Origin of the sequence: Nocardioides aequoreus, assembly GCF_000720335.1 — a bacterium.
In the GTDB taxonomy this organism is placed as follows: Bacteria; Actinomycetota; Actinomycetes; order Propionibacteriales; family Nocardioidaceae; genus Marmoricola; species Marmoricola aequoreus.
The window spans coordinates 299135-320995 of the sequence record NZ_JOJN01000002.1 but is presented as its reverse complement, the minus strand read 5'-3'; the positions used below and the strand labels follow the sequence as shown (position 1 = coordinate 320995).

Genomic DNA, 21861 nt, shown 5'->3' with positions numbered 1-21861 from the left:
TCAGCCCGAGACCGAGGCAGTCTGGAACTTGTAGGCGTTCAGGGGCAGGTAGCGGTTGGGCTCGATGCCGGAGACCCCGGCCCCCACGCCGTCGACGTTGCGCCGGAAGCCCCAGATGATCAGGCCGCCGTTCTCGTACTCGATCTCCTGGGCGTCCTGCAGGGCCTGGGTGCGCTTGGCCTCGTCGGTCTCCCGCTGCGCCGTCTCGATCAGCTGGGCGAACTGCGGGTAGACGTCGGCCTTGTCGAAGTGCGTCTCGTTGTAGGTCCCGCCCTTCATCACGCCGACGGCGGCCTGGGGCAGGTAGTTGCGGGTGTTCCAGAAGTCCTGGGCGAAGGGGTAGGAGAGGTACTGGTCGCCGTAGAACTCGCTGCGCCTGTTGATCCTGACGTCGACGCCGGCCTGCTTGGCCTGCTCGACGAAGAGGTTGGCCGAGGCGATGCCGACGTTGCCGCCGATGCCCGGGCCGGTGTTGAGCTCGACCTGCAGCCCCTCCTGGCCCGCCTGCCGGAGCAGCGACCTCGCCTGGTCGATGTCCTGCTCGCGCTGCGGCAGGTCGGAGGCGTACGCCGTGTCGAAGGGGGCGTAGAGGTCGTTGCCCAGGGTGCCGTAGCCGCTGAGGGCGTTGTCGATCATCTGCTGACGGTCGACGATCAGCCGCATCGCCTGGCGCACGCGGTTGTCGGAGAAGGGCGCCGCGTCGACGCGCATGGTGAAGGGGACCCAGGCGCCGGTATTGGACTCGATGGTCTGGCCGCCCTGTCCCTTGACCGAGTCGACGAGGTTGTAGGGCAGGTTGTCGACCGTCTGGACCTGGTTGGCGAGCAGCGCGTTGACCGCGGCGTTCTCGTCGGTGAAGTTCTGGATCCGCAGCTCGTCGAGCAGGGCCGCCTCGCCCCAGTAGTCGTCGTAGCGCTCGAAGACGCTGTTCTGGCCCGGGTCGAAGGACTTGTACTTGAAGGCGCCAGTGCCGACGGGGTTGGCCGGGTCGTAGTCGGCCGGGACGATGCCGAAGGTGTACTCGGCCAGCAGGTAGTCGAGCACGGCGTAGGGCGACTTGAGCGCGATGACGACGGTGCTGTCGTCGACCTTCTTGGTGCCGTCGAAGTCGATGATCGGCGCCAGCGCGACCCCGGCGGAGGTGGGCTCCTTGCCGGCCACCCGGTTGAGGGTGAAGAGGACGTCCTCGGCGGTGACGTCCTTGCCGTTGTGGAAGGTGACGCCCTGACGCAGCGAGATGGTCCACGTCATCGCGTCGGCCGACGGCTCGATCGACTCCGCGAGGGCGGGCGCGATCCGGTAGTCGGCGTCCCAGAAGAGGAGCGGCTCGAAGAGGTTGCTCACCCGGGCGATGTCGGGGGCGTTGACGGGACGGTGCGCGTCGAGGGTGTCGTCGGACCCGCCGCCCGTCGCACCGTGGATCAGGATGCCGCCCGCGCTCTGGGCGCCGTTGCCTCCACCTCCCGGGCCGGAGCCGCCGCACGCCGCGAGCAGCTGCGAGCCACCGACGGCCGCGGCTGCGAGGCCGGTCATCCGGAACAGGTCGCGCCGCGAGAGACGGGCGGGGTCGTTGCCGGGCATGGATCCAGGGCTGTTCGCCATCCGAGCACCTCCGTTTAGGATGCGAACATAAGGCGGGTCCCCGGACCGGTCAAGGAGGCAGGCGCATGCGTTACCGACGAGTGACCACGCCGCCGCCACGCCCGCCAGGTGGTCCAGACAAGCCACCGGACGGGGCTTCCCCCTCGCACGTCCAGTCGGTAGACAGAGCGGTTCGGCTCCTCTGGGCGGTGGCGGAGGCCGGCCCGGCCGGTGCGGCGACCACAGCCCTGGGCGCCGCCTGCGGCCTCAACCGCGCCACCGCGTGGCGGATCCTGTGGACGCTGCAGGCGCACGGGCTGGTCGACAACGACCGGGCCTCCGGGGCCTGGACGCTCGGCCACGGTGTCGCCGACCTCGCCCGGACCGGCGGCGTCGACGGCGCGCTCCACGACGTCGCCGAGGTGCTGGAGGGCCTGGCGATGCAGACCGGCGAGACGGCCGCGCTGGCCGTGGTGCGCAACGGCACGCTGGTCTACGTCGACGAGGCCACCCCGCCGGCCGCGGTGTCGGTGTCGTGGGTCGGGCGGCCCATCAGCCTGCACGCCACGTCGACCGGCAAGGTGCTGCTCGCCTGGTCGTCGCCGGCGGAGGTCGACCGGCTGCTGCGCGACCGGCTCGAGCGCTTCACCGACACCACCGTCACCGACCGCGACGCGCTCGACGAGCACCTCGAGCAGACCCGCGGCCGGGGCTGGGCGACCTGCCGGGGCGAGTACGACGAGGCGGCGTGGGGCGTCTCCGCGCCGGTGCTCGACCGGGCCGGTCGGCTGCTCGCCGTGCTCAGCATCTGGGGGCCGCCGCCCCGGGTCGCCGACGCCCGCTTCGAGGCCCTCGCCGAGGCCGTGCTCGCCGGCGCCGCCCGGATGTCGCCGGCCTGAGGCCGCCGGGCCGACGACTCGTGCGCGATCGCGCGGGAGACCTCAGTCGCGCACCCGCGCGGCGAGCATCGCCTCGGCCTCCGGGCCGAGCGGCGTGCTCGGCGCCAGGTCGACGACCACCTGGAGGATGTCGCCGCTGAAGGCGTTGCGCAGCGGCGGGTAGTCGTCGACGACGGGGCTGCCCCGGTCGACGCCGACGTTGAAGGTCTCGTCGAAGGCGAAGTAGTACGCCGTCGTCGCGGGCACCCGGCCGGAGGCCAGCTGCTCCCGGTCGAGCAGCAGTCGCGCCTCGCCGCCGCTGCCGGGCGGACCCCCGTCGTACTCGAAGTCGAGCACCACCTCGTGCCGGCCGGGCCAGATCACCCGCTCGGCCCGGACGACGGTGAGGTCCTTGCCGTAGCGGTTGTAGGCGTAGTGCAGGTGGCCGGCGACGACGTAGAGCGACCAGCCGCCGAAGCGACCGCCCTGGGCGACCAGCACGCCCTCCACCGACTGCGGCGGCAGGTCGGCGGGGATGTCGATGTCGACGACGACCCGGTGCGAGCGGTTCTTGACGTTGGGCGCCGCCTCCTCGGAGAGCCTGCCGGTGTGGCCGCCGAGCACCATCCGGGTGCGGCCGCGGTGCAGGTCGTAGCGGCCGGCGAGCTCGGGGTTCTCCCGCTCGGTGACGCGGTCGTCGAGCGGGAAGACGTGGTGCTTCGTGGCCTCCTCGTCGAAGAGCGCCTGCAGCCGGGCGAGCCGCTCCGGGTCCGCGGCGGCGAGGTTCGCGGCCTGCGACCAGTCGCGCGAGGTGTCGTAGAGCTCCCAGGTGTCGTGGTCGAAGGGTCGCGGCTCCTCGGTCATCTTCCAGGGCACGCCGTGGCGGGTCACCGCGGTCCAGCCCTCGTGGTAGATCCCGCGGTTGCCGACCATCTCGAAGTACTGGGTGCGGCGGCGCTCCTCGGCGGCGGGGTCGTCGAAGCTGTAGCGCATCGAGGTGCCCTCGACCGGCTGCTGGGAGACGCCGCCCACGGTCTCGGGCAGCGGCACCCCCACCACGTCGCACACCGTGGGCAGCACGTCGATGACGTGGTGGAACTGGTGACGCACCTCGCCTCGCGCGGCCATCCCGCGCGGCCAGTGCACCACCAGGCCGTCGCGGGTGCCGCCGAAGTGGGAGGCGACCTGCTTGGTCCACTGGTACGGCGTGTTCATCGCCAGCGCCCAGCCCACCGGGTACATCGCGTACGTCGTGGGCCCGCCGATCTCGTCGAGGCGGGCGTCCATGTCGGCCACGTCGTCGGCGATGCCGTGGCCGACCAGGTGCTCGCGCAGGGTGCCCTCGGGGCCGCCCTCGCCCGAGGCGCCGTTGTCGCCGAGCAGGTAGAAGACCAGGGTGTCGTCGAGCACGCCGAGCTGGTCGAGCGCGTCGACGAGGCGACCCACCTGCTGGTCGGCGTGCTCGGCGAACCCGGCGTAGGTCTCCATCAGCCGGACGGCGACGCGCCGTCCGGCCTCGTCGAGCTCCTCCCAGTGCGGGACGCCGTCGGCCCAGGGGGCCAGCTCGGTCTCGGGCGGCACCACCCCGAGCTCCTTCTGCCGGGCCAGGATCTCCTCGCGCATGGCGTCCCAGCCGGCGTCGAAGCGGCCCTCGTACTTCTGGATCCACTCCTCGGCGACGTGGAAGGGCGCGTGGGTCGCCCCGAGGGCGAGGTAGGTGAAGAAGGGACGGTCGGGGGTGAGCGCCTGCTGCGTGCGCACCCAGTCGATGGCGTGGTCGACGAGGTCCTCGGTGAGGTGGTAGCCCTCCTCGGGGAGCGTCTCGGGCTCGACCGGGGTGGTGCCGGCGTAGAGCTGCGGGTACCAGTGGTTCATCTCCGCGCCCATGAAGCCGTAGAAGGTGTCGAAGCCCTCGCCGGTCGGCCAGCGCGTGAAGGGACCCGACGCCGTGACCTCGACGGGCGGCGTCTGGTGCCACTTCCCGAAGGCCGCCGTGCTCCAGCCGTTGCCCGAGAGGACCTGGGCGAGGGTGCCGGCGCTGGCGGGGCGGAAGCCGGAGTAGCCGGGGTGGCTGGTCGCCATCTCGGAGGTCACGCCCATGCCGACGGAGTGGTGGTTGCGCCCGGTCATCAGCGCCTGCCGCGTGGGCGAGCACAGCGCCGTCACGTGGAAGCGGCTGTAGCGCAGCCCCCGGTCGGAGAGCCGCTCCGCGGTCGGCATCCGGCACGGGCCGCCGTAGACGCTGGAGGCGCCGAAGCCCATGTCGTCGATGACCACCACGAGCACGTGGGGGGCGCCGGCGGGAGGCTGCACCGGTGTCACCGGGAGGCCGCTGGCGTCGAGCGGGAGGTGCCGTCGGTCGACGGCGTCGCCCAGGTCGGGGGCCGGCCCGGCTGCTGGACCGGCTGCAGGATCGTCCACGGGACGCATCGTGGACCTCATCCCCCCGCGGAGTCGAACCGACGTGCCGTCACGGCACGCAGGCGGTGCCCTGCGCCATCAGCCGCAGCTGGCGGCGGTGGCGCAGCGCCTCGCTGGTGAAGAGGGCGAGCGCTGCCCACACCATCACGAAGCCGACCCACTTCACGGTGCTCATCGGCTCGCCGAAGAGGGTCACGCCCAGCGCGAACTGGATCGTCGGGGCGAGGTACTGCAGCAGCCCGATCGCCGTCAGCGAGATCCGGTTGGCGGCGGCACCGAAGCAGATCAGCGGGACGGCCGTCACCAGGCCGGTGCCCGCGAGGAGCAGGGCGTGCAGCGACCCCTCGGCGCCGAAGCTGCCACGTCCCTGGGCGCCGAGCCAGATCAGGAAGCCGAGCGCGACCGGGAAGAGCACGGCGGTCTCGAAGGTCAGGCTCTCGACCGCCCCGACGCCGGCCTTCTTCTTCAGCAGGCCGTAGGTCGCGAACGAGCCGGCCAGCAGCAGCGCGACCCACGGCGGGTGGCCGTAGTCGACGGTGAGCACGAGCACCGCCAGGAGCGCGATCCCCATCGCCACCCACTGCAGGGTGCGCAGCCGCTCGCCCAGCACGACCACGCCGAGGAGCACGGTCACGAGCGGGTTGATGAAGTAGCCGAGCGAGACCTCCACGACGCGGCCCGCGTTGACGCCGTAGATGAAGCCGCCCCAGTTGAAGGTGATCACGATCGCGGCCACGGTCAGCAGCGCCGCGGCGCGCCGGTCGCGGAGGATGGCGCGCAGCTGCCGGGAGCGGCGTACCAGCACGGTGAGGGCGACCATCGTGACCAGCGACCAGCACACGCGGTGCGCGAGGATCTCCACCGCGCCGGCCGGCTCCAGCAGCGGCCAGTAGAGCGGGAAGAGCCCCCACATCACGTACGCCGCGGCGCCGAGTGCCAGGCCCCGCCGCTGCTCGCTCACGTCAGGAGCGTACGCGCGCTTGACCCGTGACGGTGGCCGGGGAGGCGCCGTGGGTCTAGCGTCGGGCCATGGCCTCCTACGTCGTCGAGCGCAGCGCCGTCGTGCGCGCCCCGGCGGAGCGGGTGCACGCCCTCGTGGCCGACTTCCGGCAGTGGCCGGCGTGGTCGCCGTGGGAGGATGTCGACCCCGACCTGCACCGTGCCTACGACGGCCCCGAGACCGGTCCCGGCTCCAGCTACGCCTGGTCGGGCAACCGCAAGGCCGGGTCCGGCCGGATGGCCGTCACCTCCGACACCCCCGAGCGGGTCGACTTCGACCTGCACTTCGAGAAGCCCATCAAGAGCGACAGCGCCTTCGCCTTCGTCCTCCGGCCCACCGACGCGGGCACCGAGGTCACCTGGCGGATGACCGGTGAGCAGCGCGGCCTGATGGCGGTCCTCGGCAAGGTGGTCAGCATGGACCGCCTCGTCGGCAAGGACTTCGAGAAGGGCCTCGCCCGGCTGCGAGCCGTCGCGGAGCAGGCGGCTCCCTGAGCTCAGGCCTCGCGCCGCCGGTCGGTCGTGGGCCGGCGGTGGAGGTCGTGCCAGGCCAGGGCCGCGAGCACGCGACGGTTGTCGGTGCGGTCGTCGGGGAGGCGGAGCTTGGTGAAGACGGCGCGCAGGTGCGCCTCCACGGTGCGCTCCGAGAGCACCAGGTCGGCGGCGATGCCGGCGTTGGAGAGCCCGGCCGCCAGCAGCCCGAGCACCTCGCTCTCCCGGGCCGTGAGCACGTCCGCCGGACGCGGCTCGCGCGGCCGCAGGTCGCGGACGGGGGCCAGCGACCGGTCCACCACGGGACCGGCCGGACCGCTGGTCACGGTGCCGGAGGTGGGCGGGCGGCCGGCGACCCCGTCGCCGACCCGATGCAGCCACGGCTGCACGGCCAGGGCCGCCGCAGCGGCGAGCAGCGCGGCTCCCAGGCTCCCGAGCGCGGGCCAGCGCAGCGCCAGCACGACACCCACCGTGGCGCCCAGGAGCACGGCGACGGAGCTCAGCGTGAGCAGCACGGCGCGGGTCAGCACCCCCGGACCCACCGTGTACGCCGCGTCGTCCGGGCCGCGGGTCGCCAGGGCGAGTGCGGTCGCGGCCAGAGGCCACATCACGCCGACGCCGGAGACCAGCACGACGGCGGCGGCGCTCTCGCCCAGCCCGGAGGCGCCGGCGGCGACGCCGAGGAGGCCGCACACCAGGACCTGCGCCACCGGGGCGGCGGCACCGGCCGCGGTGACCGCCAGCCGCTCGCGCGACGGGGTGCCCGAGCAGCGGCGGTGGGCCCGCAGCACGACGACGACGGGCACCGCGAGCGAGCCCAGCCACAGCAGGTTGACCGTGCCGGTCGCCGTCCCGAGGGCGGGGCCGCCGACGCTGGAGGCCGAGACGAGGAGCAGCGCGGTGGCACTCACGGCGAGCGCCGTGATCGCGTGCCCGACCGCGGGTGACCCCTCGCCGGTGAGCGCGCGGCGTACGGCCAGGGGAGCCAGCGCCGCCAGCGAGAGGGCCGGCACGTGGCCCACCAGCGCGAGGCCGACGAGCACGGGCGAGCCGAGCGTGTCGCCGCCCATGAGCAGCAGCTGGTAGGCCACGACGCTCCAGGCGCCCGCCCACAGCCACCGCGCCGTGACCGGGCTCGCGGCGCGGCGGGCGAGCGAGGCCGTGACCGCGGCGCCGACCGCCAGGGACGCGGCGACGACGGGGGAGCCGCCGAAGCCGCCCAGGTGACCGCCCACGCCGGGCAGCGCCGTCAGCGCCAGCCCGGCGACGCCGAGCAGGGCGACGAGGAGGACCACGAGCCGATGGTCGCGCAGGTCAGACGGGGGTGGGAACACCTGCGCCCGATCGTCGCGCCTTGGTCCGCACCACCGCGATCGCGATGCTGCCGGCGATGCCCAGCACGACCGCTGCCATCAGCCCGAGGACCGCGAAGTTGGCGAAGAAGACGTGCCGGTGGTCCTCGAAGACCGACTCCGGGGCCGAGAACAGGCCCTCCATCGCCGTCACCACGAGCTCGCCGACGTGACCGAAGAGGGCGGCCACGAGGGCGACGAGCAGCAGCACCAGCAGCACGCTCACCACACGCGAGGACGAGGTGGCCAGGATCCGGCGCACGGTGCCCAGCGCCAGGGCGATCACCGGGAGGTAGAGCAGGTGGAAGACCGCATGTCCCCACAGGGCCTCGTGCGGGACGACGAGCCCGGAGAGGAAGGTCAGGGGCAGCACCGCGAAGGGCAGCACGGTCAGCAGCCAGAGTGCGGCCACCGGCCGCGCGGCGAGTCGCTCGATCATGCGGCGGACGCTAGGGGCGGGCGCCCCGGCGCGCATCGGTGGAAACGCCTAACCGGCTGGTCAGGCCGCCTCGCGCCGCAGCACGAAGCAGAAGGGGCGCGACATCGCGCGCAGGTCCATCACGCCCAGGAGGGTGTCGGGGTCGACCAGCCGGAAGTGGTCGTTGATGGGCAGCGCGTCGTAGGACATCGTCCCCGTGACGACGCCGCGGTGCTCGACCATCCGCAGCCGGGCCCGCGGTCTCCACGTGGTCGCGGCGCGCAGGGTGCGCCGCGCGGCCGCCGCGACCCGGTCGTCGCGCAGGCGCGGGCCGTGCCGGTCGACGAGGCCCATCGGGACCAGGGCGGGGTTGACCGAGAAGCGGCCGCGCCGGTCGGCGAAGACCAGCGGGTGGGCCTCGTCCGGTCCGTCGAAGCGCTTGCCGTGCCAGCCGTAGGCCTCGAGCAGGCCGTCCATCGGGTGGCCCGTGGACAGCCCCGACCCCTGCCAGGCGCCGAGCAGCTGCGCGACGGTGACCGGGGGCAGGGCGTCGTACAGCGCCAGCGCCTCGGCGAGCGTCCCGCCCCGCTGCTGCAGCCGGGCGAGCTCCTCGGTCGGGCTCAGACCACGGTCCAGGTGTCGTTGCCGTGCACCAGCGCCGAGAGCGCCGCGCGGCTCTGCTCGGCCGACGGTGCGGCCTCGCCCCCGCGGGCGGTCGCGAGCTGCTCGCGGGCCTGGTCGTCGTACGTCGCCCGCTCGACCTGCCGGAAGATCCCGATGGGCGCCTGGTGCAGCACCCCGGCGTCGGTCAGCCGGCTGATCGCGAAGGCCTGCGTGGGGTCGTCCAGCGTGGCGTCGTGGACGAGCAGGTCGCCCTCGTTGTCGCCGGAGACCTCGACCACCTCGACGCCGCCCGCGGCCGAGCGCACCAGGCCCTTGGACCCCTCCACGCCGAAGCGGATCGGCTGGCCCTGCACGAGCGGGATGATCGCGTCGGCCTTGGTGTCGGGGCTCTTGATGGCGTCGAAGGCGCCGTCGTTGAAGATCGGGCAGTTCTGGTAGATCTCGACCAGCGAGGTGCCGCGGTGGGCGGCCGCGGCGGCGAGCACGCCGGTGAGGTGCTTGCGGTCGGAGTCGACAGTGCGGGCCACGAAGCTCGCCTCGGCGCCGAGCGCCAGCGAGACCGGGTTGAAGGGGTGGTCGACCGAGCCGACGGGCGTCGACTTGGTGACCTTGCCGGGCTCGCTGGTGGGGGAGTACTGGCCCTTGGTGAGGCCGTAGATGCGGTTGTTGAAGAGCAGGATCGTCATGTTGACGTTGCGCCGCATCGCGTGGATCAGGTGGTTGCCGCCGATGGAGAGGGCGTCGCCGTCACCGGTGACCACCCAGACCGAGAGGTCTTCGCGCTGGGTCGCGATGCCGGTGGCGATCGCCGGGGCCCGGCCGTGGATGGAGTGCATCCCGTAGGTCTCGAGGTAGTAGGGGAAGCGGCTGGAGCAGCCGATGCCCGAGACGAAGACGATGTTCTCCCGGCGCAGCCCGAGGTCGGGCAGGAAGGACTGCACCGCCTTGAGCACGGCGTAGTCGCCGCAGCCGGGGCACCAGCGCACCTCCTGGTCGGAGGTGAAGTCCTTGCCGGTGAGCTTGGTGTCGGTGGTCGGGACGCCCGAGAGCCCAGGGAAGGGCAGGTCGGTCGCGCCGGTGGGCGTGGTGGTCATCGGACGATGTCCTCCAGGTCGGTCTCGGTGAGCACGTCGGCGGCCTCGGGGTCGGTCTGGGTCACCAGGTCGGCCAGTGCCCCGGCGAGCTCGGCGGCCTTGAGCGGGAGCCCGCGCACCTGGTTGTAGCCGACGGCGTCGACCAGGTACCTCGCCCGCACGAGCAGCGAGAGCTGCCCGAGGTTCATCTCCGGGATCAGCACCTTGTCGTAGCGCTGCACGATCTCGCCGAGGTCGTGGGGGAAGGGGTTGAGGTGGCGCAGGTGCACCTGGGCCACGTCGAGCCCGGCCCGGCGCACCCGACGGCACGCGGCGCCGATCGGGCCGTACGTCGAGCCCCACCCGAGCACGAGCACCTTGGCGCGCCCGCTCGGGTCGTCGACCTCGAGCGGCGGCAGGGAGTCGGCGATCCGGTCGATCTTGGCCTGCCGGATGCGCACCATGTAGTCGTGGTTGCCCGGGTCGTAGGCGATGTTGCCGTGGCCGTCACCCTTCTCCAGGCCGCCGATGCGGTGCTCGAGGCCGGGCGTGCCGGGCACGGCCCAGGGCCTCGCCAGCGTCTCCTCGTCACGCAGGTAGGGCCAGAAGTCGGCCGTCTCCTGGCCGTCCTTGCCGACGGTCACGTGGTTGGTCTCCGTGGCGAAGCCGGGCTCGATCTCCGGGAGCGAGGCGACGTCGGGCACGTGCCAGGGCTCCGAGCCGTTGGCCAGGTAGCCGTCGGAGAGCAGCATGACGGGGGTCCGGTAGGTGACCGCGATCCGCACCGCCTCCACCGCTGCGTCGAAGCAGTCGCCGGGCGACTGCGGCGCCACGATCGGGACGGGGGCCTCGCCGTTGCGCCCGAACATCGCCTGCAGCAGGTCGGCCTGCTCGGTCTTGGTCGGCAGCCCGGTGGAGGGACCGCCGCGCTGCACGTCGATGACCAGCAGCGGCAGCTCGGTCATGACACCGAGCCCGATGGTCTCGCTCTTGAGGGCGACACCCGGACCGGAGGTGCTCGTGACCCCGAGGGAGCCCGCGAAGGAGGCGCCGAGCGCGGCGCCGATCCCGGCGATCTCGTCCTCGGCCTGGAAGGTCGTGACGCCGAAGCGCTTGTGCTTGCTCAGCTCGTGGAGGATGTCGCTGGCCGGGGTGATCGGGTAGGTGCCGAGGAAGACCGGCAGGCCCGAGGCGACGCCGCCGGCCACCACGCCGTACGCCAGGGCGAGGTTGCCGGTGATGTTGCGGTAGGTGCCGGGCGCCATCGCCGCGGGCTTGATCTCGTAGCGCACCGCGAAGGCCTCGGTGGTCTCGCCGTAGTTCCAGCCGGCACGGAACGCCGTGATGTTGGCGTCGCGGATGGCGGGGACCTTGGCGAAGCGCTTCTCCAGGAAGCCGACCGTGGTCTCGGTGGGCCGGCCGTACATCCACGAGAGCAGCCCGAGGGCGAACATGTTCTTGGCGCGCGAGGCGTCCTTGCGGGAGAGCCCGAACTCCTTGACGGCCTCGATCGTCACGCCCGTCAGGTCGACCACGTTGAGCGAGTAGTCGGCCAGCGAGTCGTCCTCGAGGGGGTTCTCGGCGTACCCCGCCTTGGTGAGGTTGCGGCCGGTGAAGTCGTGGGAGTCGACGATGATCGTCGTGCCCGGCTTCATGTCGGGCAGGTTGGCCTTCAGTGCGGCGGGGTTCATCGCCACCAGCACGTCGGGCCGGTCGCCGGGCGTGAGGATGTCGTGGTCGGCGAAGTGCACCTGGAAGGACGAGACGCCCGGCAGCGTGCCCTGGGGCGCGCGGATCTCGGCCGGGAAGTTCGGCAGCGTCGACAGGTCGTTGCCGAAGGCCGCCGACTCCTGGGTGAACCGGTCGCCGGTGAGCTGCATGCCGTCACCGGAGTCACCGGCGAAACGGATGATCACGCGATCGAGCTGCTTGACCTCAGTGGTCACCGTGGATTTCCTCATCTCCTCGACTGCAGGTGCGCAGAGCCGTCCGGACCTCGGGCGCAGCGGCCGCGCAGAGGTGGAACACACCGACCCGCCACGATAGTCCGCCCCTGAGCGCGACCGTGCCCATCTCTAGAGGCGAGACCGCTCACGACGTGGCGGACGTCACGTCCCGGCGCGTGGTCTGGACCTGTGCGGGGCGCGCGAGGTGGATGTCTTTGCCTAAGCCGACTTGATTAGTCTATTTTAGCGACTCGATCCACTCCTTCTTCTGATGGGTAGCCTCCCCATGCGCAACCTCCTCCTCCTCGCCCTCGTCGGCCTGGGCGCCCAGCTCGTCGACGGGAGCCTCGGCATGGCCTACGGCGTCACCTCGACGACGCTGCTCCTGGCGATCGGCACCAACCCCGCCGCCGCCTCCGCCACCGTGCACCTCGCGGAGATCGGCACCACGCTGGTCTCCGGCGTCTCGCACTGGCGCTTCGGCAACGTCGACTGGGGCGTCGTGGCCAAGATCGGCATCCCCGGTGCGGTCGGCGCCTTCGCCGGCGCGACCTTCCTCTCCAGCCTCTCCACCGAGACGGCCGCGCCGATCATGGCGCTGATCCTGCTCGCGCTCGGCCTCTACGTCTTCATCCGCTTCACCGTCGCGGGCTTGCCGAAGGCCAACCTCGGCAAGCCGCTCGGCAAGCGCTTCCTGGCGCCGCTCGGCCTCGTCGCCGGCTTCGTCGACTCCACCGGCGGCGGCGGCTGGGGCCCGGTGGGTACGCCGGCGATCCTGGCCAGCGGCCGGCTCGAGCCCCGCAAGACCATCGGCTCGATCGACACCAGCGAGTTCCTGGTCGCCGTCGCGGCCAGCATCGGCTTCATCATCGGCATCGGCTCCGAGGGCGTGAACTACACCTGGGTGCTCGCGCTGCTCATCGGCGGCATGATCGCCGCGCCGATCGCTGCCTGGCTGGTCCGCCACATCCCGCCGCGGGTGCTCGGCTCGGCCGTCGGTGGCCTCATCATCGTCACCAACTCGCGCACGCTGATGAAGAGCGACTGGATCGGTGCCTCCGACGGTACCCGCACGGTCGTCTACGTCGTGCTCTTCGCGGTCTGGTTCGCCGCGATCGCCTACTCGGTGGCGCAGTACCGCAAGCACCGCGACGAGGAGCGCGCCGTCCTCGAGGCGGCCCACGCCCGCGAGGCCACCTCGGCCTGACCCGCGTCGTACGCCGACGACCCCGCCGCGAGCTACGGCGCGCGGCGGGGTCGCGGCGTCCCGGGCTGCTCGTGGGGGGTACTGGAGCCACATGACCCCTGCACCCGACGCCACCCCCGGCGCAGCCGCCGAGCTGCTCCGCCTGCACCGCGACCCGACGCTCCTCACGGTCGTCAACGTCTGGGACGCCATCAGCGCCAAGGTCGTCGCCGAGACGCCCGGCACCGCGGCGCTGGCCACGGCCAGCCACTCCATCGCGGCGTCCTACGGCTACGAGGACGGGGAGCAGATCCCGGTCGAGACGATGATCGAGGCCTGCGGCCGCATCGTCGCCGCCACCACGCTGCCGGTCACGGCCGACCTCGAGGCGGGGTACGGCGACCCCGGCGAGACCGTGCGCCGGGCGATCGCCGTCGGGGTGGTCGGCTGCAACCTGGAGGACCAGGTGCAACCGCTCGAGGAGTTCCTCGGCCACGTGGAGACCGTCATCGACACCGCGGTCGCCGAGGGCGTGCCCGACTTCGTGCTCAACGCGCGCACCGACGTGCTGCTGCGGGCGGGCGACCGCGACCGCGACGTGGTCATCAGCGAAGCCGCAGTCCGTGCCCGGGCGTTCGTCGAGGCCGGGGCTCCCGTCGTCTTCGTGCCCGGCAAGGTCACCGAGGACGAGGTGGCCCGGCTGGTCGACGCCGTCGGCCCGCAGCGGCTCACGCTCATCGGCGTCCCGGGCAACCCGCCGCTGGCCCGTCTCGAGGAGCTCGGCGTCGCCCGGGTCTCCTACGGCCCCTACTCGCAGCGTGTCGCACTCACCGCGCTGCAGCAGCTGGTCGAGGCGGTGCACGCCGGCGGTGGCCTGCCCGACGACGTGCGCCCGCTCAACTGAGCTGGGCTACTCCCAGACCCGCCGCACCACGCAGGTGACCGACATCGGGTCTTCGCCGCGGTGCGTCGCGAGCACCCCCGCGGCCTCGGGGCCGTGGGCGAAGACCGCCGGCCCGCCGCCGACCCAGTGCTCCCAGGCGGCGGCGTAGGCGTCGGCCTTGGCGCGGTGGGTGGCGAGGACCGACGGCACCGTGTGCCAGACCTCGCCGTCGGGCCGCTGGCGGCCGCGGTCGTGCCAGCCGCGCTGCAGCCCGGCGAGACCGGACGGCGGCGTGGTCACGCCGCGCGCGATGACGTAGCGGGGCGACGCCATGGGGGAGAGCGCCTCCTCCAGCGCGACGGCGAAGCGGGCCGACGACGTCTCGTCGACGTCGGCCAGGGTGAAGGTCTGCCGGCCGTCGGCGCCGGTCGTGGCGCGCACCGCCTCGGCGCCGACCTGGTGCACGCCGGCGCGGCGCAGCCCGTCGGCCACCGCGGCCGCCACCGTGGAGACGGTCACCTGGTGGTCCGACGCCGCCCGCAGGGCCGAGCGGCCCCACAGCGCCACCGCGGCTGCGCCCGCCGCCGCCAGCAGCAGCACCCCGAGGACGACGAGCAGCCACGTCGGCGCGCCGGCGAGGGCGAGCACGCCGAGCAGCACCAGCGCCACCACCGGTGGCACGGCCAGCAGGCGGGCGCCGGGACGCTCGCGCCGCTGCTCGGCCCACGGCCGCGGTGCTGCAGGGGCGGCAGCGGACGTCGCCGCCGCGGCACCGGGCGTGGGGCGGACCCGCAGGACGTGGCCCACGTGGTCGCGGTAGCGAGGCCGGTCGAGCCAGGCGTCACGGATGGCGTCACGATCCTCCGCTCGCCGCAGCATGCGCGCCGCGACGGCGTCGTGCTCCTCCCGCCGAGGCGGGTGGAACTCGCTGAAGGCGGAGTCGATGCCCGCGACGCCGTCGACGACCGTGCCGGTCTCGTCGACGGTGAAGTAGCCGGCGTGCTTGCGGGAGAAGCGGGCCCAGTCGTTGGCCCCGGCCACGTGACCGTCGTGCACGCACACCACCGACCACACCTGGGCGACCTTGTCGGGGCGGGCGGGGTCGAGCCGCAGCGCCCGGCCGCGGGTCTGCACGACCGCCGTCGGCGTCGTCACCGTGGTGAGGTCGACGAGCGTGGTGACCCAGGGGGCGTCCCACCCCTCGCCCAGCAGTCCGCGGGTGCCGACCAGGCACTGCGTGCCGCCCTCGGCGAAGTACGCTGTCAGGTGCGCGACCCACTGGCCGCTGCTCCAGCGCCCGTCGAGCCGGGGCACCTCGCCCTGGGTGACGATGCGCAGGGTGCCCGAGAGCATCGGGTGGGTCCGGCCGAGCCACTCCAGGAAGCGCTCGAGCGCGTCGACGCCGCCGGCGACGGTGCGGCCGGTGACGAGCAGCGGGTCGAGGCCGGCGGTCACCGGGTCGGCCAGCAGCGTGCGCAGCACCCCGGTGGCCGAGCCCGCGGGCTCCGGCGGTGGAGCGCCCGCGTCGTCGCGTGCGCGGACGCTCGTGGTCGCGGTGGCACGCTCGTGGTCGCACAGCACCAGCACCCGGGCGTGCTGGCCGAGGTTGGCCAGCTCGGCGCCCACGATGCTGGCCGCCGCCGTCTCCTTCGCGCGCGACCGCGCGGTGACCCGGTCGACGGTGCCCTGCCCGACGCGCACGCCGCGCTTGGTCCAGACGAAGCCCAGCGACGGCAGCGCGGCGGCGACCGCCTCCAGCACGGCCCGGTCGCGCTCGGCGTCGTCGCCCTCGCCCTGGCTGCTCGGCTGCACGCACTGCCGCAGCCAGTCGTCGAGGACCAGCCGCCAGTCGGTGGCGGTGGGGCGCTCGCGGTGGCGCTCCTGGAGCGTGGCCCCCGGGGGCAGGTCGACCAGGTCGGCGTGCGCCAGGCGGAGCACGGCGTCGGAGAGGGCGGGCTCGCGCCTCGCCAGCTCCTGCCAGGTGGTGTCGACGCCGACCGCCTCGTGGAAGCGGGCGCGGAGCCAGGCCGGGAGCGGCGTGCTGCCGAAGTCGGGGTCGAAGAGGTCGGCGGTGAGCTCGGCGAAGCGGGTCGCCTGCTCCGAGAGCCAGGTCGCCTCCTCCGTGGTGGGCGAGACCACCCAGGCCAGCTCGGCGTACGGCGCGAGCACGCCGTCCTTGACCAGGGCCGGGATCCGCGCCTCGTAGAGCACCTCGCCGAAGAGGTCGCGCACCAGCGCGGCCTGCGCCTCGGTGACCGACTCGGGCGGGGTGGCGGTCAGGCCGAGCACGGTGGCCTCGGGCAGGTCGTCGAGCACCTCGCGGAGCAGCTCGCCCCACACCTCGAGCAGGTGATGGCACTCGTCGAGCACCACGAGCAGCGGGCCGGCCTCGCGCATCGTCTCGACGAGCTCGCGACCGTTGGGGTGCAGCCGGTCGAGCTGGGTGCGCGGCACGTCCTCGCCGGGGTCGGCGCCCTCGCCGTCCTCGCGGTCTGCCTCGTCGAAGACCGCCAGTGCCTGGTAGGTCAGCGAGGTGAAGCCCTCGCGCAGGTCGCGGCGGCGGCCGCCGGGCGGGCCGTCGTAGGACTCCCAAGTACGCAGCCACTGGCCCTGGATGGCGGTGTTGGGGGAGAAGACGACCGTCCGTCGTCCGCTGAGGCGCGCCAGCTCGGTGCCGACCAGGGTCTTGCCGGCCCCGGGCGGCATGGTCACCCACCAGCGGGTGCTGCCGGCCGCCTCGGCGTCGAGGACGGCGTCGAGCGCCTCCTCCTGGTGCCGGCGCAGCAGGTGGGGGCACCGCGCGGCGTCGTAGGAGGGGACCGGCGGCAGCACCCGGTCATCCTAGGTGGGCGGGTGCCCCGCCCTAGCCGGAGACCGCCTCGGCCAGGGCGCCCAGGGAGTCCTCCAGCTGCGACTCGCTGACCAGCGGGAAGGAGATCTTCGCCAGCAGCGCCTGGTCGGTCACGTCGGACCAGTCGTAGGTCAGGGTGACGAGGGTCGCCGCGCTGCCCTGGTCCTCCAGCTCCCAGAGCCACTCCCAGCCGGGCGGCTCCTGGCCGGCGGGTGCGGTGCGCCAGGCGATCAGGTGGTTGGGCACAAAGCCCGTGACGACGTTGTCGGTCTGGTACTCCCCGCCCATGTGGTCGCCGGTCATGTTCATCCGGAATTGCTGCCCGGACTTCTCGATCCGGTCGCCACGCTCGAGGCTGCGGACGAAGCCGGAGCCGTCGAGCTCGGGGTGCCGGTGCGGGTTGGACAGCACGTCGAAGACCTCGCTGGTCGAGGCGTCGATGGTGCGGCTGACGGTCACACGTGAGTCGCTCATGGCACGGGGAGTGCCCTGCGAGCGCCGTACGACACGCTCAGCGGTAGTTGGTGAACTGCACCGCGAAGTCGTAGTCCTGCGCCTTCACCAGCTGCTGCACGGCCTGGAGGTCGTCGCGCTTCTTGCTGCTCACCCGCAGCTCGTCGCCCTGCACCTGCACCTTGACGCCCTTGGGCGCCTCGTCGCGGATCAGCTTGCCGATCTTCTTGGCGTCCTCGGAGGAGATCCCCTCCTTGAGCGCGATGCCGATCTTGGACTGCTGGCCGGACGCCCGCGGCTCGGAGGCATCGAGGATCTTCAGCGACTGCTGCCGCTTGATCAGCTTCTCCTTGAAGACGTCGAGCACCGCGGTGGCACGGTCGTCGGCGTTGGCCGAGATCTCGATGCCCTGCTCGCCCTGCCAGCTGATCTCCGCGCCGGTGCCCTTGAAGTCGTAGCGCTGGGCCACCTCGCGGGCGGTCTGCGAGAGGGCGTTGTCGACCTCCTGACGGTCGATCTTGGACACGATGTCGAAGGACGAGTCGGCCATGCCGTGGGCCTCCTGGGCGGATTGGGTGGTGTACGTCGGGCTGCGCTATCCTCATGCGCGCTGCCGGTCACCCTACGTGGTGCCGCGGCACTGGCAGGTTGTCCGAGCGGCCAATGGAAACGGACTGTAAATCCGTCGGCTTATGCCTACGCAGGTTCGAATCCTGCACCTGCCACCAGCACGAGACACCGGAGCCCGCAGGTCCCTGACCTGCGGGCTCCGGTGTGTCGTGACGGGGTGCTGGGGTGTCACGACCCGGGACGGACGACGAAGACCACCTCGTCCGGCTCGACGGCGGCGTTCGCGAGCACACGCACCTCGACCGGACCCGGCTCGACGCCCATCGCGTCGTGGTCGCGGTGGAGCACGTCGCGCACCGTGACCTGCCCCTCGGACTCGATCATGAGCTCCGCCAGCGTCACCAGCTCGCGGTCGCCGGCCGTGGGCACGATCGAGACGGCCGTCGGCCCGTCGACCGGGCTCAGGGTGGCCACGGCGATGCAGTCGAGGGTGGCGACGCAGGTGGCTCCGCCGAACGACGCGGGCGGGGTGTGGTCCTCCCGCCCCACGAGCAGCACGATCGAGTGGGGCGGTCGGATGGAGGGCACGAGCTGATCGTGCCGCACCAGCCTCACGGCCTCCTCGTGCCCTCAGCCGTACCGGACCACCTCGTGGGAGGCCAGCCGGAGGGTCCGGCGGGCGACGTCGATGACCGCCCGGCAGCTGAGGCAGCGGTACCAGGCACACCCCGGACCGGTCCTGGGGCAGTGGCCCTCCAGCGTGGCCGACGTGCACACGAGGCAGGTCATGGCGCCAGCTCCTCGACTCGAGCACCGGCCCCGCCGCAGCACGCGACGCGGCTCTCGGGGGCAGCATACAGGGATAAAATAGATATTTCGGACTAAGGTCGGGCGGAGCCTCGCACCCACCCGGGGCCGGGCGCGGGGAACAAGCGCAGCCCGGGCCCGGGTTGGGTCGTGCATGATCACCCTCGACCTCACCGGCCGCACCGCCCTCGTCACCGGCTCCAGCCAGGGCATCGGCCTGGCCATCGCCACCCGCCTCGCCCAGGCAGGGGCGCGGGTGGCGGTCAACGGCCGCTCCGCCGACCGGGTCGCCGACGCCGCCGCAGAGGTACGCCGCGCGGCCGAGGGCGCCGAGGTGCTCGAGGTCGTCGCCGACCTCTCCGACGCCGCCGGCGCAGCCGACGTCGTCGCGCAGCTGCCGAGCGTCGACGTGCTGGTCAACAACCTGGGCATCTTCGGCGCGCAGGACCCCTTCGAGATCGACGACGCCACGTGGGACCGCTACTGGCAGGTCAACGTGATGTCCGCCGTGCGGATGCTGCGCGCCTACCTGCCCGGCATGCGCGAGCGTGGTTGGGGACGCGCGGTCACGATCGCCAGCGACTCGGCGGTCGCGATCCCGGCCGAGATGATCCACTACGGGGTCAGCAAGACGGCCCTGCTCGGCGTCACCCGCGGCTTCGCCAAGGCGGTCTCGGGCAGCGGCGTCACGGTCAACACCGTCATCGCGGGTCCGACCCACACCCCGGGCGTCGAGGGCTTCGTCGCCGAGATGGTGGGCGAGGACGGTCCCTGGGAGGAGCGCCAGCGCACCTTCATGCGCGAGCACCGGCCGGCGTCGCTGCTGCAGCGGCTGATCGAGCCCCACGAGATCGCCGACACGGTGACCTACCTGGCCTCCGACCTGGCCTCGGCGACCACCGGCGCCGCGGTCCGCGCCGACGGTGGCTACGTCGACGCGATCCTGCCCTGAGGCGGCTCAGCCCGCCGGGGTGAAGCCCTCGCTGGTCTCGCCGTCGATGAGGTACTGCCCGTCGCCCTCGTAGCGCAGCTGCAGCACGGTGGGACCGGGCCCGTTGTCGAAGTTGTCGAAGCGCACCTGGTAGCTGACCACGAGCGACTCCGGGTCGGCGGAGATGCTCAGCACCCGGCCGTTCGTGGCGTCGTCCCAGAAGGCCCGGTAGGTGTCGAAGCCGCCGCTCTCGGTCTGGAACTTCGGCGTCAGCATCTGCCACGAGACCGCGGGGTCGTCGCCGACGGCCCTGACGTAGTCGCGGATGAAGGCCTCCATGCCCTCGGCCGTCGGGCCCGGGTCGGCGCTCTCGCTCTCGCTCGGGGTGGGGGTGGGGGTCGGGCTGGCGCTGGCGCTGGGGCTCGCGGCGGGCGGGTCGCCGGAGGAGTCGGTGAGCTGCCGACCGAGCACGAAGCCCCCCACGACGAGCAGCGCGACCAGGAGCACGAGCAGCGCGGAGCGCACGGGTCGGCGACGTCGACCGAGCGGGACGACGCTGGTCGCCAGCGTCTCCTCGCGCGTGGCCGGTGCGGGTACGACGGCGGCGGGCGGCGCCCACCCGTCCGGCTCGCGGCGGTCGCGGACGAAGTCCTGCACCTCGGCCATGGTCCACCGCTGCTGCGGGTCCTTGACGAGCGTCCCCTCCAGGAGCGGGGTGAGCCAGCCGACGTCGGCGCGCGGCGGGTCGTCCTGGACGACGCGGTAGATCGTGCTGAGCGCGTCGCCGGTCTCGTACGGCGGCCGCCCGGTGAGCAGGTGGTACGCCGTCGCGCCGAGTGACCACACGTCGGCGGCCTCGTCGCCCCTGGCGCCGGAGGCGATCTCCGGGGCGAGGTAGGTGGGCGACCCGGTGACCATGCCGGTCTGGGTCAGGGAGGGGTCGCTGCCGAGCCGGGCGATGCCGAAGTCGGTGAGCTTCGCCTGGCCGTTGCGGTCGAGCAGGATGTTGGAGGGCTTGACGTCGCGGTGCACGATGCCGGCCTCGTGGGCGGTGCGCAGCGCGTCGGCGACCTGGCGCAGCACCCGGGCGGCGTCGTCGGGTGCGAGCGCCCCGTGCTCGCGGACCAGGCGGCCGCAGTCGGGGCCGTCGACGTGCTCCATGACCAGCCAGCGACCGTCGCCGCTCTCGTCGGCGACCACGTCGAAGACCGAGACGACGTGGGGGTGGTGCAGCCGGGCCGCCAGGTGGGCCTCGCGCTCGGCGCGGGCCAGGTCGGTGCTGTCGGCGCCGGGGAGCACGCCGATGCGCTTCAGGGCGACGTCACGGCCCAGCCGCTCGTCGCGGCCGAGCCAGACCGCGCCCATGCCGCCGCGCCCGATCTCGCGCACACGGGTGTACCTGCCTGCGATCACAACGGACCATCGTAGGAGCAGTCCGGGATCATCCCAGGCCCAGCACCGCCATGGTGTGGTCGGCCATGCCGCGCTCGCCCCGCGCGTTGGGGTGCACGACCACGGCGTTGGTGGTGCCGACCACCGGCTCGACCCAGCGCACGCCCACGCTCTTGCAGGCGTCCTTGCCCTCCGAGACCGTGCTCAGGTCGACGTACGTCGCCCCGGTCGCCTCGGCCGCGCGGCGCACGGCGTCGTTGAGGGTGGTCTGCAGGCTGCGCAGGTAGGGCACGTCGCCGCGGGCGACCGGCAGCTGCGGGAAGCAGCTGCCCGAGGCCGGCACGATCCACGGGTAGCCCAGGATCGCGACCCGCGCCTGAGGCGCGGCGGCCCGCACGTCCTGCAGCGCCTGCACCAGGGCCGGGTAGGTGGTGGTGCGGATGGTGTCCTCGAAGGAGCTGCCGTAGCGGCGCTGGCAGGGGTTGCCCTGGCCCAGGGTCCGCAGCCCCTCGCTGCCGCACTTGGTGATCGCGCCGACGAAGACGCCGCTGTCGTTGCCGCCGATCGTCATGGTCACGAGCTGGGTGTCGCTGCGCAGCGCGGAGAGCTGGGGCGGGACGCCGGGGTACTGCGCAGCGCGGTAGTCGCCGGTGTCGGCGCCCCCGCAGGTGACGTCGCGCAGGGTCGCGGCGGTCCGCTCGGCGATCACGGACGGGTAGTTGCGCTGCGAGCGCAGGCACGGCAGCGGGGCGAGCGGCTTGAGGGGCAGCACGCCGGAGGCGGCGCTGTAGGAGTCGCCGAGCGCGACGTAGCGCAGGGGAGCGGGGTCGGCGGCGACGGCCGGGGCGCTCAGCGCCGTGCCCGCGAGGGTGGTCAGGGCGGCGGCGACCGCGGTGAGCACGACGGCGAGGGGACGACGCATGTGAGCAGCGTCACCCATCGCGCCCGGCGGCGCCAGGCCTCGTCCACGGGGCTGCATGGCGGCCGGGGTGCCGGGGTACGAG

At 73.2% G+C, this 21861-nt stretch carries 19 protein-coding genes and 1 tRNA gene; 6 read left to right on the top strand and 14 right to left on the bottom strand.

Annotation, left to right across the window (positions count from 1 at the left end; all coding sequences use genetic code 11):
- A complete protein-coding gene (locus IG63_RS0104090; protein WP_036194378.1) occupies positions 1 to 1581 on the bottom strand; it encodes an ABC transporter substrate-binding protein in 1581 nt (526 codons plus the stop codon).
- Positions 1582 to 1667: 86 nt separating this feature from the next.
- On the opposite strand from IG63_RS0104090, the gene IG63_RS0104085 reads away from it, so the two are divergent.
- A complete protein-coding gene (locus tag IG63_RS0104085) occupies positions 1668 to 2480 on the top strand; it encodes an IclR family transcriptional regulator (protein ID WP_084596585.1) in 813 nt (270 codons plus the stop codon).
- Between the two features lie 42 nt (positions 2481 to 2522).
- On the opposite strand, the gene IG63_RS0104080 is transcribed toward IG63_RS0104085, so the two are convergent.
- Together IG63_RS0104080 and rarD are read right to left on the bottom strand one after the other, a co-directional pair.
- Complete coding sequence (locus IG63_RS0104080; protein ID WP_211249188.1) at positions 2523 to 4880, bottom strand: arylsulfatase; 2358 nt, start codon at positions 4878 to 4880, stop codon at positions 2523 to 2525.
- A gap of 49 nt (positions 4881 to 4929) precedes the next feature.
- Positions 4930 to 5841, bottom strand: coding sequence for an EamA family transporter RarD (rarD, locus tag IG63_RS0104075; RefSeq protein ID WP_030483104.1), 912 nt, complete (start codon positions 5839 to 5841; stop codon positions 4930 to 4932).
- Between the two features lie 68 nt (positions 5842 to 5909).
- Here rarD and IG63_RS0104070 point away from each other — a divergent pair, with 68 nt between their 5' ends.
- Positions 5910 to 6374 (top strand): SRPBCC family protein, encoded by a 465-nt coding sequence (locus IG63_RS0104070; RefSeq protein ID WP_030483103.1) that lies wholly within the window; start codon positions 5910 to 5912, stop codon positions 6372 to 6374.
- A gap of 2 nt (positions 6375 to 6376) precedes the next feature.
- Here the strand turns inward: IG63_RS0104070 and IG63_RS23195 are convergent, their stop codons facing one another.
- The 5 genes from IG63_RS23195 to IG63_RS0104045 all read right to left on the bottom strand — a co-directional run bounded on the left by IG63_RS23195 (position 6377) and on the right by IG63_RS0104045 (position 11799).
- Positions 6377 to 7666 carry a LuxR family transcriptional regulator gene (locus tag IG63_RS23195; protein WP_030483102.1) on the bottom strand — a complete coding sequence of 430 codons (1290 nt, stop codon included), beginning with the start codon at positions 7664 to 7666 and terminating at the stop codon, positions 6377 to 6379.
- A 19-nt stretch (positions 7667 to 7685) separates the two neighbouring features.
- Entirely contained in the window at positions 7686 to 8162 is a 477-nt protein-coding gene (locus tag IG63_RS0104060) for a hypothetical protein (protein ID WP_030483101.1), read from the bottom strand.
- A gap of 60 nt (positions 8163 to 8222) precedes the next feature.
- Positions 8223 to 8699: a DUF4334 domain-containing protein gene (locus IG63_RS0104055; protein ID WP_281174270.1), complete on the bottom strand. Its 477-nt coding sequence runs from the start codon at positions 8697 to 8699 to the stop codon at positions 8223 to 8225.
- 62 nt (positions 8700 to 8761) lie between these two features.
- On the bottom strand, positions 8762 to 9859 hold the full coding sequence (locus tag IG63_RS0104050; RefSeq protein WP_030483099.1) for a 2-oxoacid:ferredoxin oxidoreductase subunit beta: 1098 nt from the start codon (positions 9857 to 9859) through the stop codon (positions 8762 to 8764).
- Positions 9856 to 11799 carry a 2-oxoacid:acceptor oxidoreductase subunit alpha gene (locus IG63_RS0104045; RefSeq protein WP_084596578.1) on the bottom strand — a complete coding sequence of 648 codons (1944 nt, stop codon included), beginning with the start codon at positions 11797 to 11799 and terminating at the stop codon, positions 9856 to 9858. Before IG63_RS0104045 ends, IG63_RS0104050 begins: the two co-directional genes overlap by 4 nt.
- 271 nt (positions 11800 to 12070) lie before the next feature.
- Here IG63_RS0104045 and IG63_RS0104040 point away from each other — a divergent pair, with 271 nt between their 5' ends.
- Together IG63_RS0104040 and IG63_RS0104035 are read left to right on the top strand one after the other, a co-directional pair.
- Complete coding sequence (locus IG63_RS0104040; RefSeq protein WP_030483097.1) at positions 12071 to 12991, top strand: sulfite exporter TauE/SafE family protein; 921 nt, start codon at positions 12071 to 12073, stop codon at positions 12989 to 12991.
- A 91-nt stretch (positions 12992 to 13082) separates the two neighbouring features.
- A complete protein-coding gene (locus IG63_RS0104035) occupies positions 13083 to 13874 on the top strand; it encodes an isocitrate lyase/PEP mutase family protein (protein ID WP_051706130.1) in 792 nt (263 codons plus the stop codon).
- A gap of 6 nt (positions 13875 to 13880) precedes the next feature.
- On the opposite strand, the gene IG63_RS0104030 is transcribed toward IG63_RS0104035, so the two are convergent.
- Genes IG63_RS0104030 through IG63_RS0104020 form a run of 3 tightly spaced genes read right to left on the bottom strand, consistent with a single transcriptional unit; the run spans position 13881 to position 17707 of the window.
- Positions 13881 to 16685 (bottom strand): DEAD/DEAH box helicase, encoded by a 2805-nt coding sequence (locus tag IG63_RS0104030; protein ID WP_051706129.1) that lies wholly within the window; start codon positions 16683 to 16685, stop codon positions 13881 to 13883.
- 31 nt (positions 16686 to 16716) lie between these two features.
- Positions 16717 to 17178 (bottom strand): SRPBCC family protein, encoded by a 462-nt coding sequence (locus tag IG63_RS0104025; RefSeq protein ID WP_030483094.1) that lies wholly within the window; start codon positions 17176 to 17178, stop codon positions 16717 to 16719.
- A 37-nt stretch (positions 17179 to 17215) separates the two neighbouring features.
- Entirely contained in the window at positions 17216 to 17707 is a 492-nt protein-coding gene (locus IG63_RS0104020; protein WP_030483093.1) for a YajQ family cyclic di-GMP-binding protein, read from the bottom strand.
- 92 nt (positions 17708 to 17799) lie between these two features.
- Here IG63_RS0104020 and IG63_RS0104015 point away from each other — a divergent pair.
- Positions 17800 to 17885 (top strand) — tRNA-Tyr (locus tag IG63_RS0104015).
- Positions 17886 to 17955: 70 nt separating this feature from the next.
- On the opposite strand, the gene IG63_RS0104010 is transcribed toward IG63_RS0104015, so the two are convergent.
- On the bottom strand, positions 17956 to 18315 hold the full coding sequence (locus IG63_RS0104010; RefSeq protein ID WP_157210013.1) for a hypothetical protein: 360 nt from the start codon (positions 18313 to 18315) through the stop codon (positions 17956 to 17958).
- A gap of 373 nt (positions 18316 to 18688) precedes the next feature.
- Between IG63_RS0104010 and IG63_RS0104000 the strand changes: the two genes are divergently transcribed.
- Positions 18689 to 19486: an SDR family NAD(P)-dependent oxidoreductase gene (locus IG63_RS0104000; protein ID WP_245604302.1), complete on the top strand. Its 798-nt coding sequence runs from the start codon at positions 18689 to 18691 to the stop codon at positions 19484 to 19486.
- A gap of 6 nt (positions 19487 to 19492) precedes the next feature.
- On the opposite strand, the gene IG63_RS21265 is transcribed toward IG63_RS0104000, so the two are convergent.
- Positions 19493 to 20878, bottom strand: a complete 1386-nt coding sequence (locus IG63_RS21265; protein WP_157210012.1) for a serine/threonine-protein kinase — start codon at positions 20876 to 20878, stop codon at positions 19493 to 19495.
- A 28-nt stretch (positions 20879 to 20906) separates the two neighbouring features.
- A complete protein-coding gene (locus tag IG63_RS0103990) occupies positions 20907 to 21779 on the bottom strand; it encodes an SGNH/GDSL hydrolase family protein (protein ID WP_030483089.1) in 873 nt (290 codons plus the stop codon).
- Between the last annotated feature and the right edge of the window lie 82 nt (positions 21780 to 21861).

Coding starts and splice junctions, on each gene's coding strand:
- IG63_RS0104035 (WP_051706130.1), top strand. CDS start 13,083: ATGACCCCTGCACCCGACGCCACCCCCGGCGCAGCCGCCGAGCTGCTC.
- IG63_RS0104025 (WP_030483094.1), bottom strand. CDS start 17,178: ATGAGCGACTCACGTGTGACCGTCAGCCGCACCATCGACGCCTCGACC.
- IG63_RS0104040 (WP_030483097.1), top strand. CDS start 12,071: ATGCGCAACCTCCTCCTCCTCGCCCTCGTCGGCCTGGGCGCCCAGCTC.
- IG63_RS0104090 (WP_036194378.1), bottom strand. CDS start 1,581: ATGCCCGGCAACGACCCCGCCCGTCTCTCGCGGCGCGACCTGTTCCGG.
- IG63_RS0104085 (WP_084596585.1), top strand. CDS start 1,668: ATGCGTTACCGACGAGTGACCACGCCGCCGCCACGCCCGCCAGGTGGT.
- IG63_RS0104050 (WP_030483099.1), bottom strand. CDS start 9,859: ATGACCACCACGCCCACCGGCGCGACCGACCTGCCCTTCCCTGGGCTC.
- IG63_RS0103990 (WP_030483089.1), bottom strand. CDS start 21,779: ATGCGTCGTCCCCTCGCCGTCGTGCTCACCGCGGTCGCCGCCGCCCTG.
- IG63_RS0104060 (WP_030483101.1), bottom strand. CDS start 8,162: ATGATCGAGCGACTCGCCGCGCGGCCGGTGGCCGCACTCTGGCTGCTG.
- IG63_RS0104000 (WP_245604302.1), top strand. CDS start 18,689: ATGATCACCCTCGACCTCACCGGCCGCACCGCCCTCGTCACCGGCTCC.
- IG63_RS0104045 (WP_084596578.1), bottom strand. CDS start 11,799: ATGAGGAAATCCACGGTGACCACTGAGGTCAAGCAGCTCGATCGCGTG.
- IG63_RS0104020 (WP_030483093.1), bottom strand. CDS start 17,707: ATGGCCGACTCGTCCTTCGACATCGTGTCCAAGATCGACCGTCAGGAG.
- IG63_RS0104070 (WP_030483103.1), top strand. CDS start 5,910: ATGGCCTCCTACGTCGTCGAGCGCAGCGCCGTCGTGCGCGCCCCGGCG.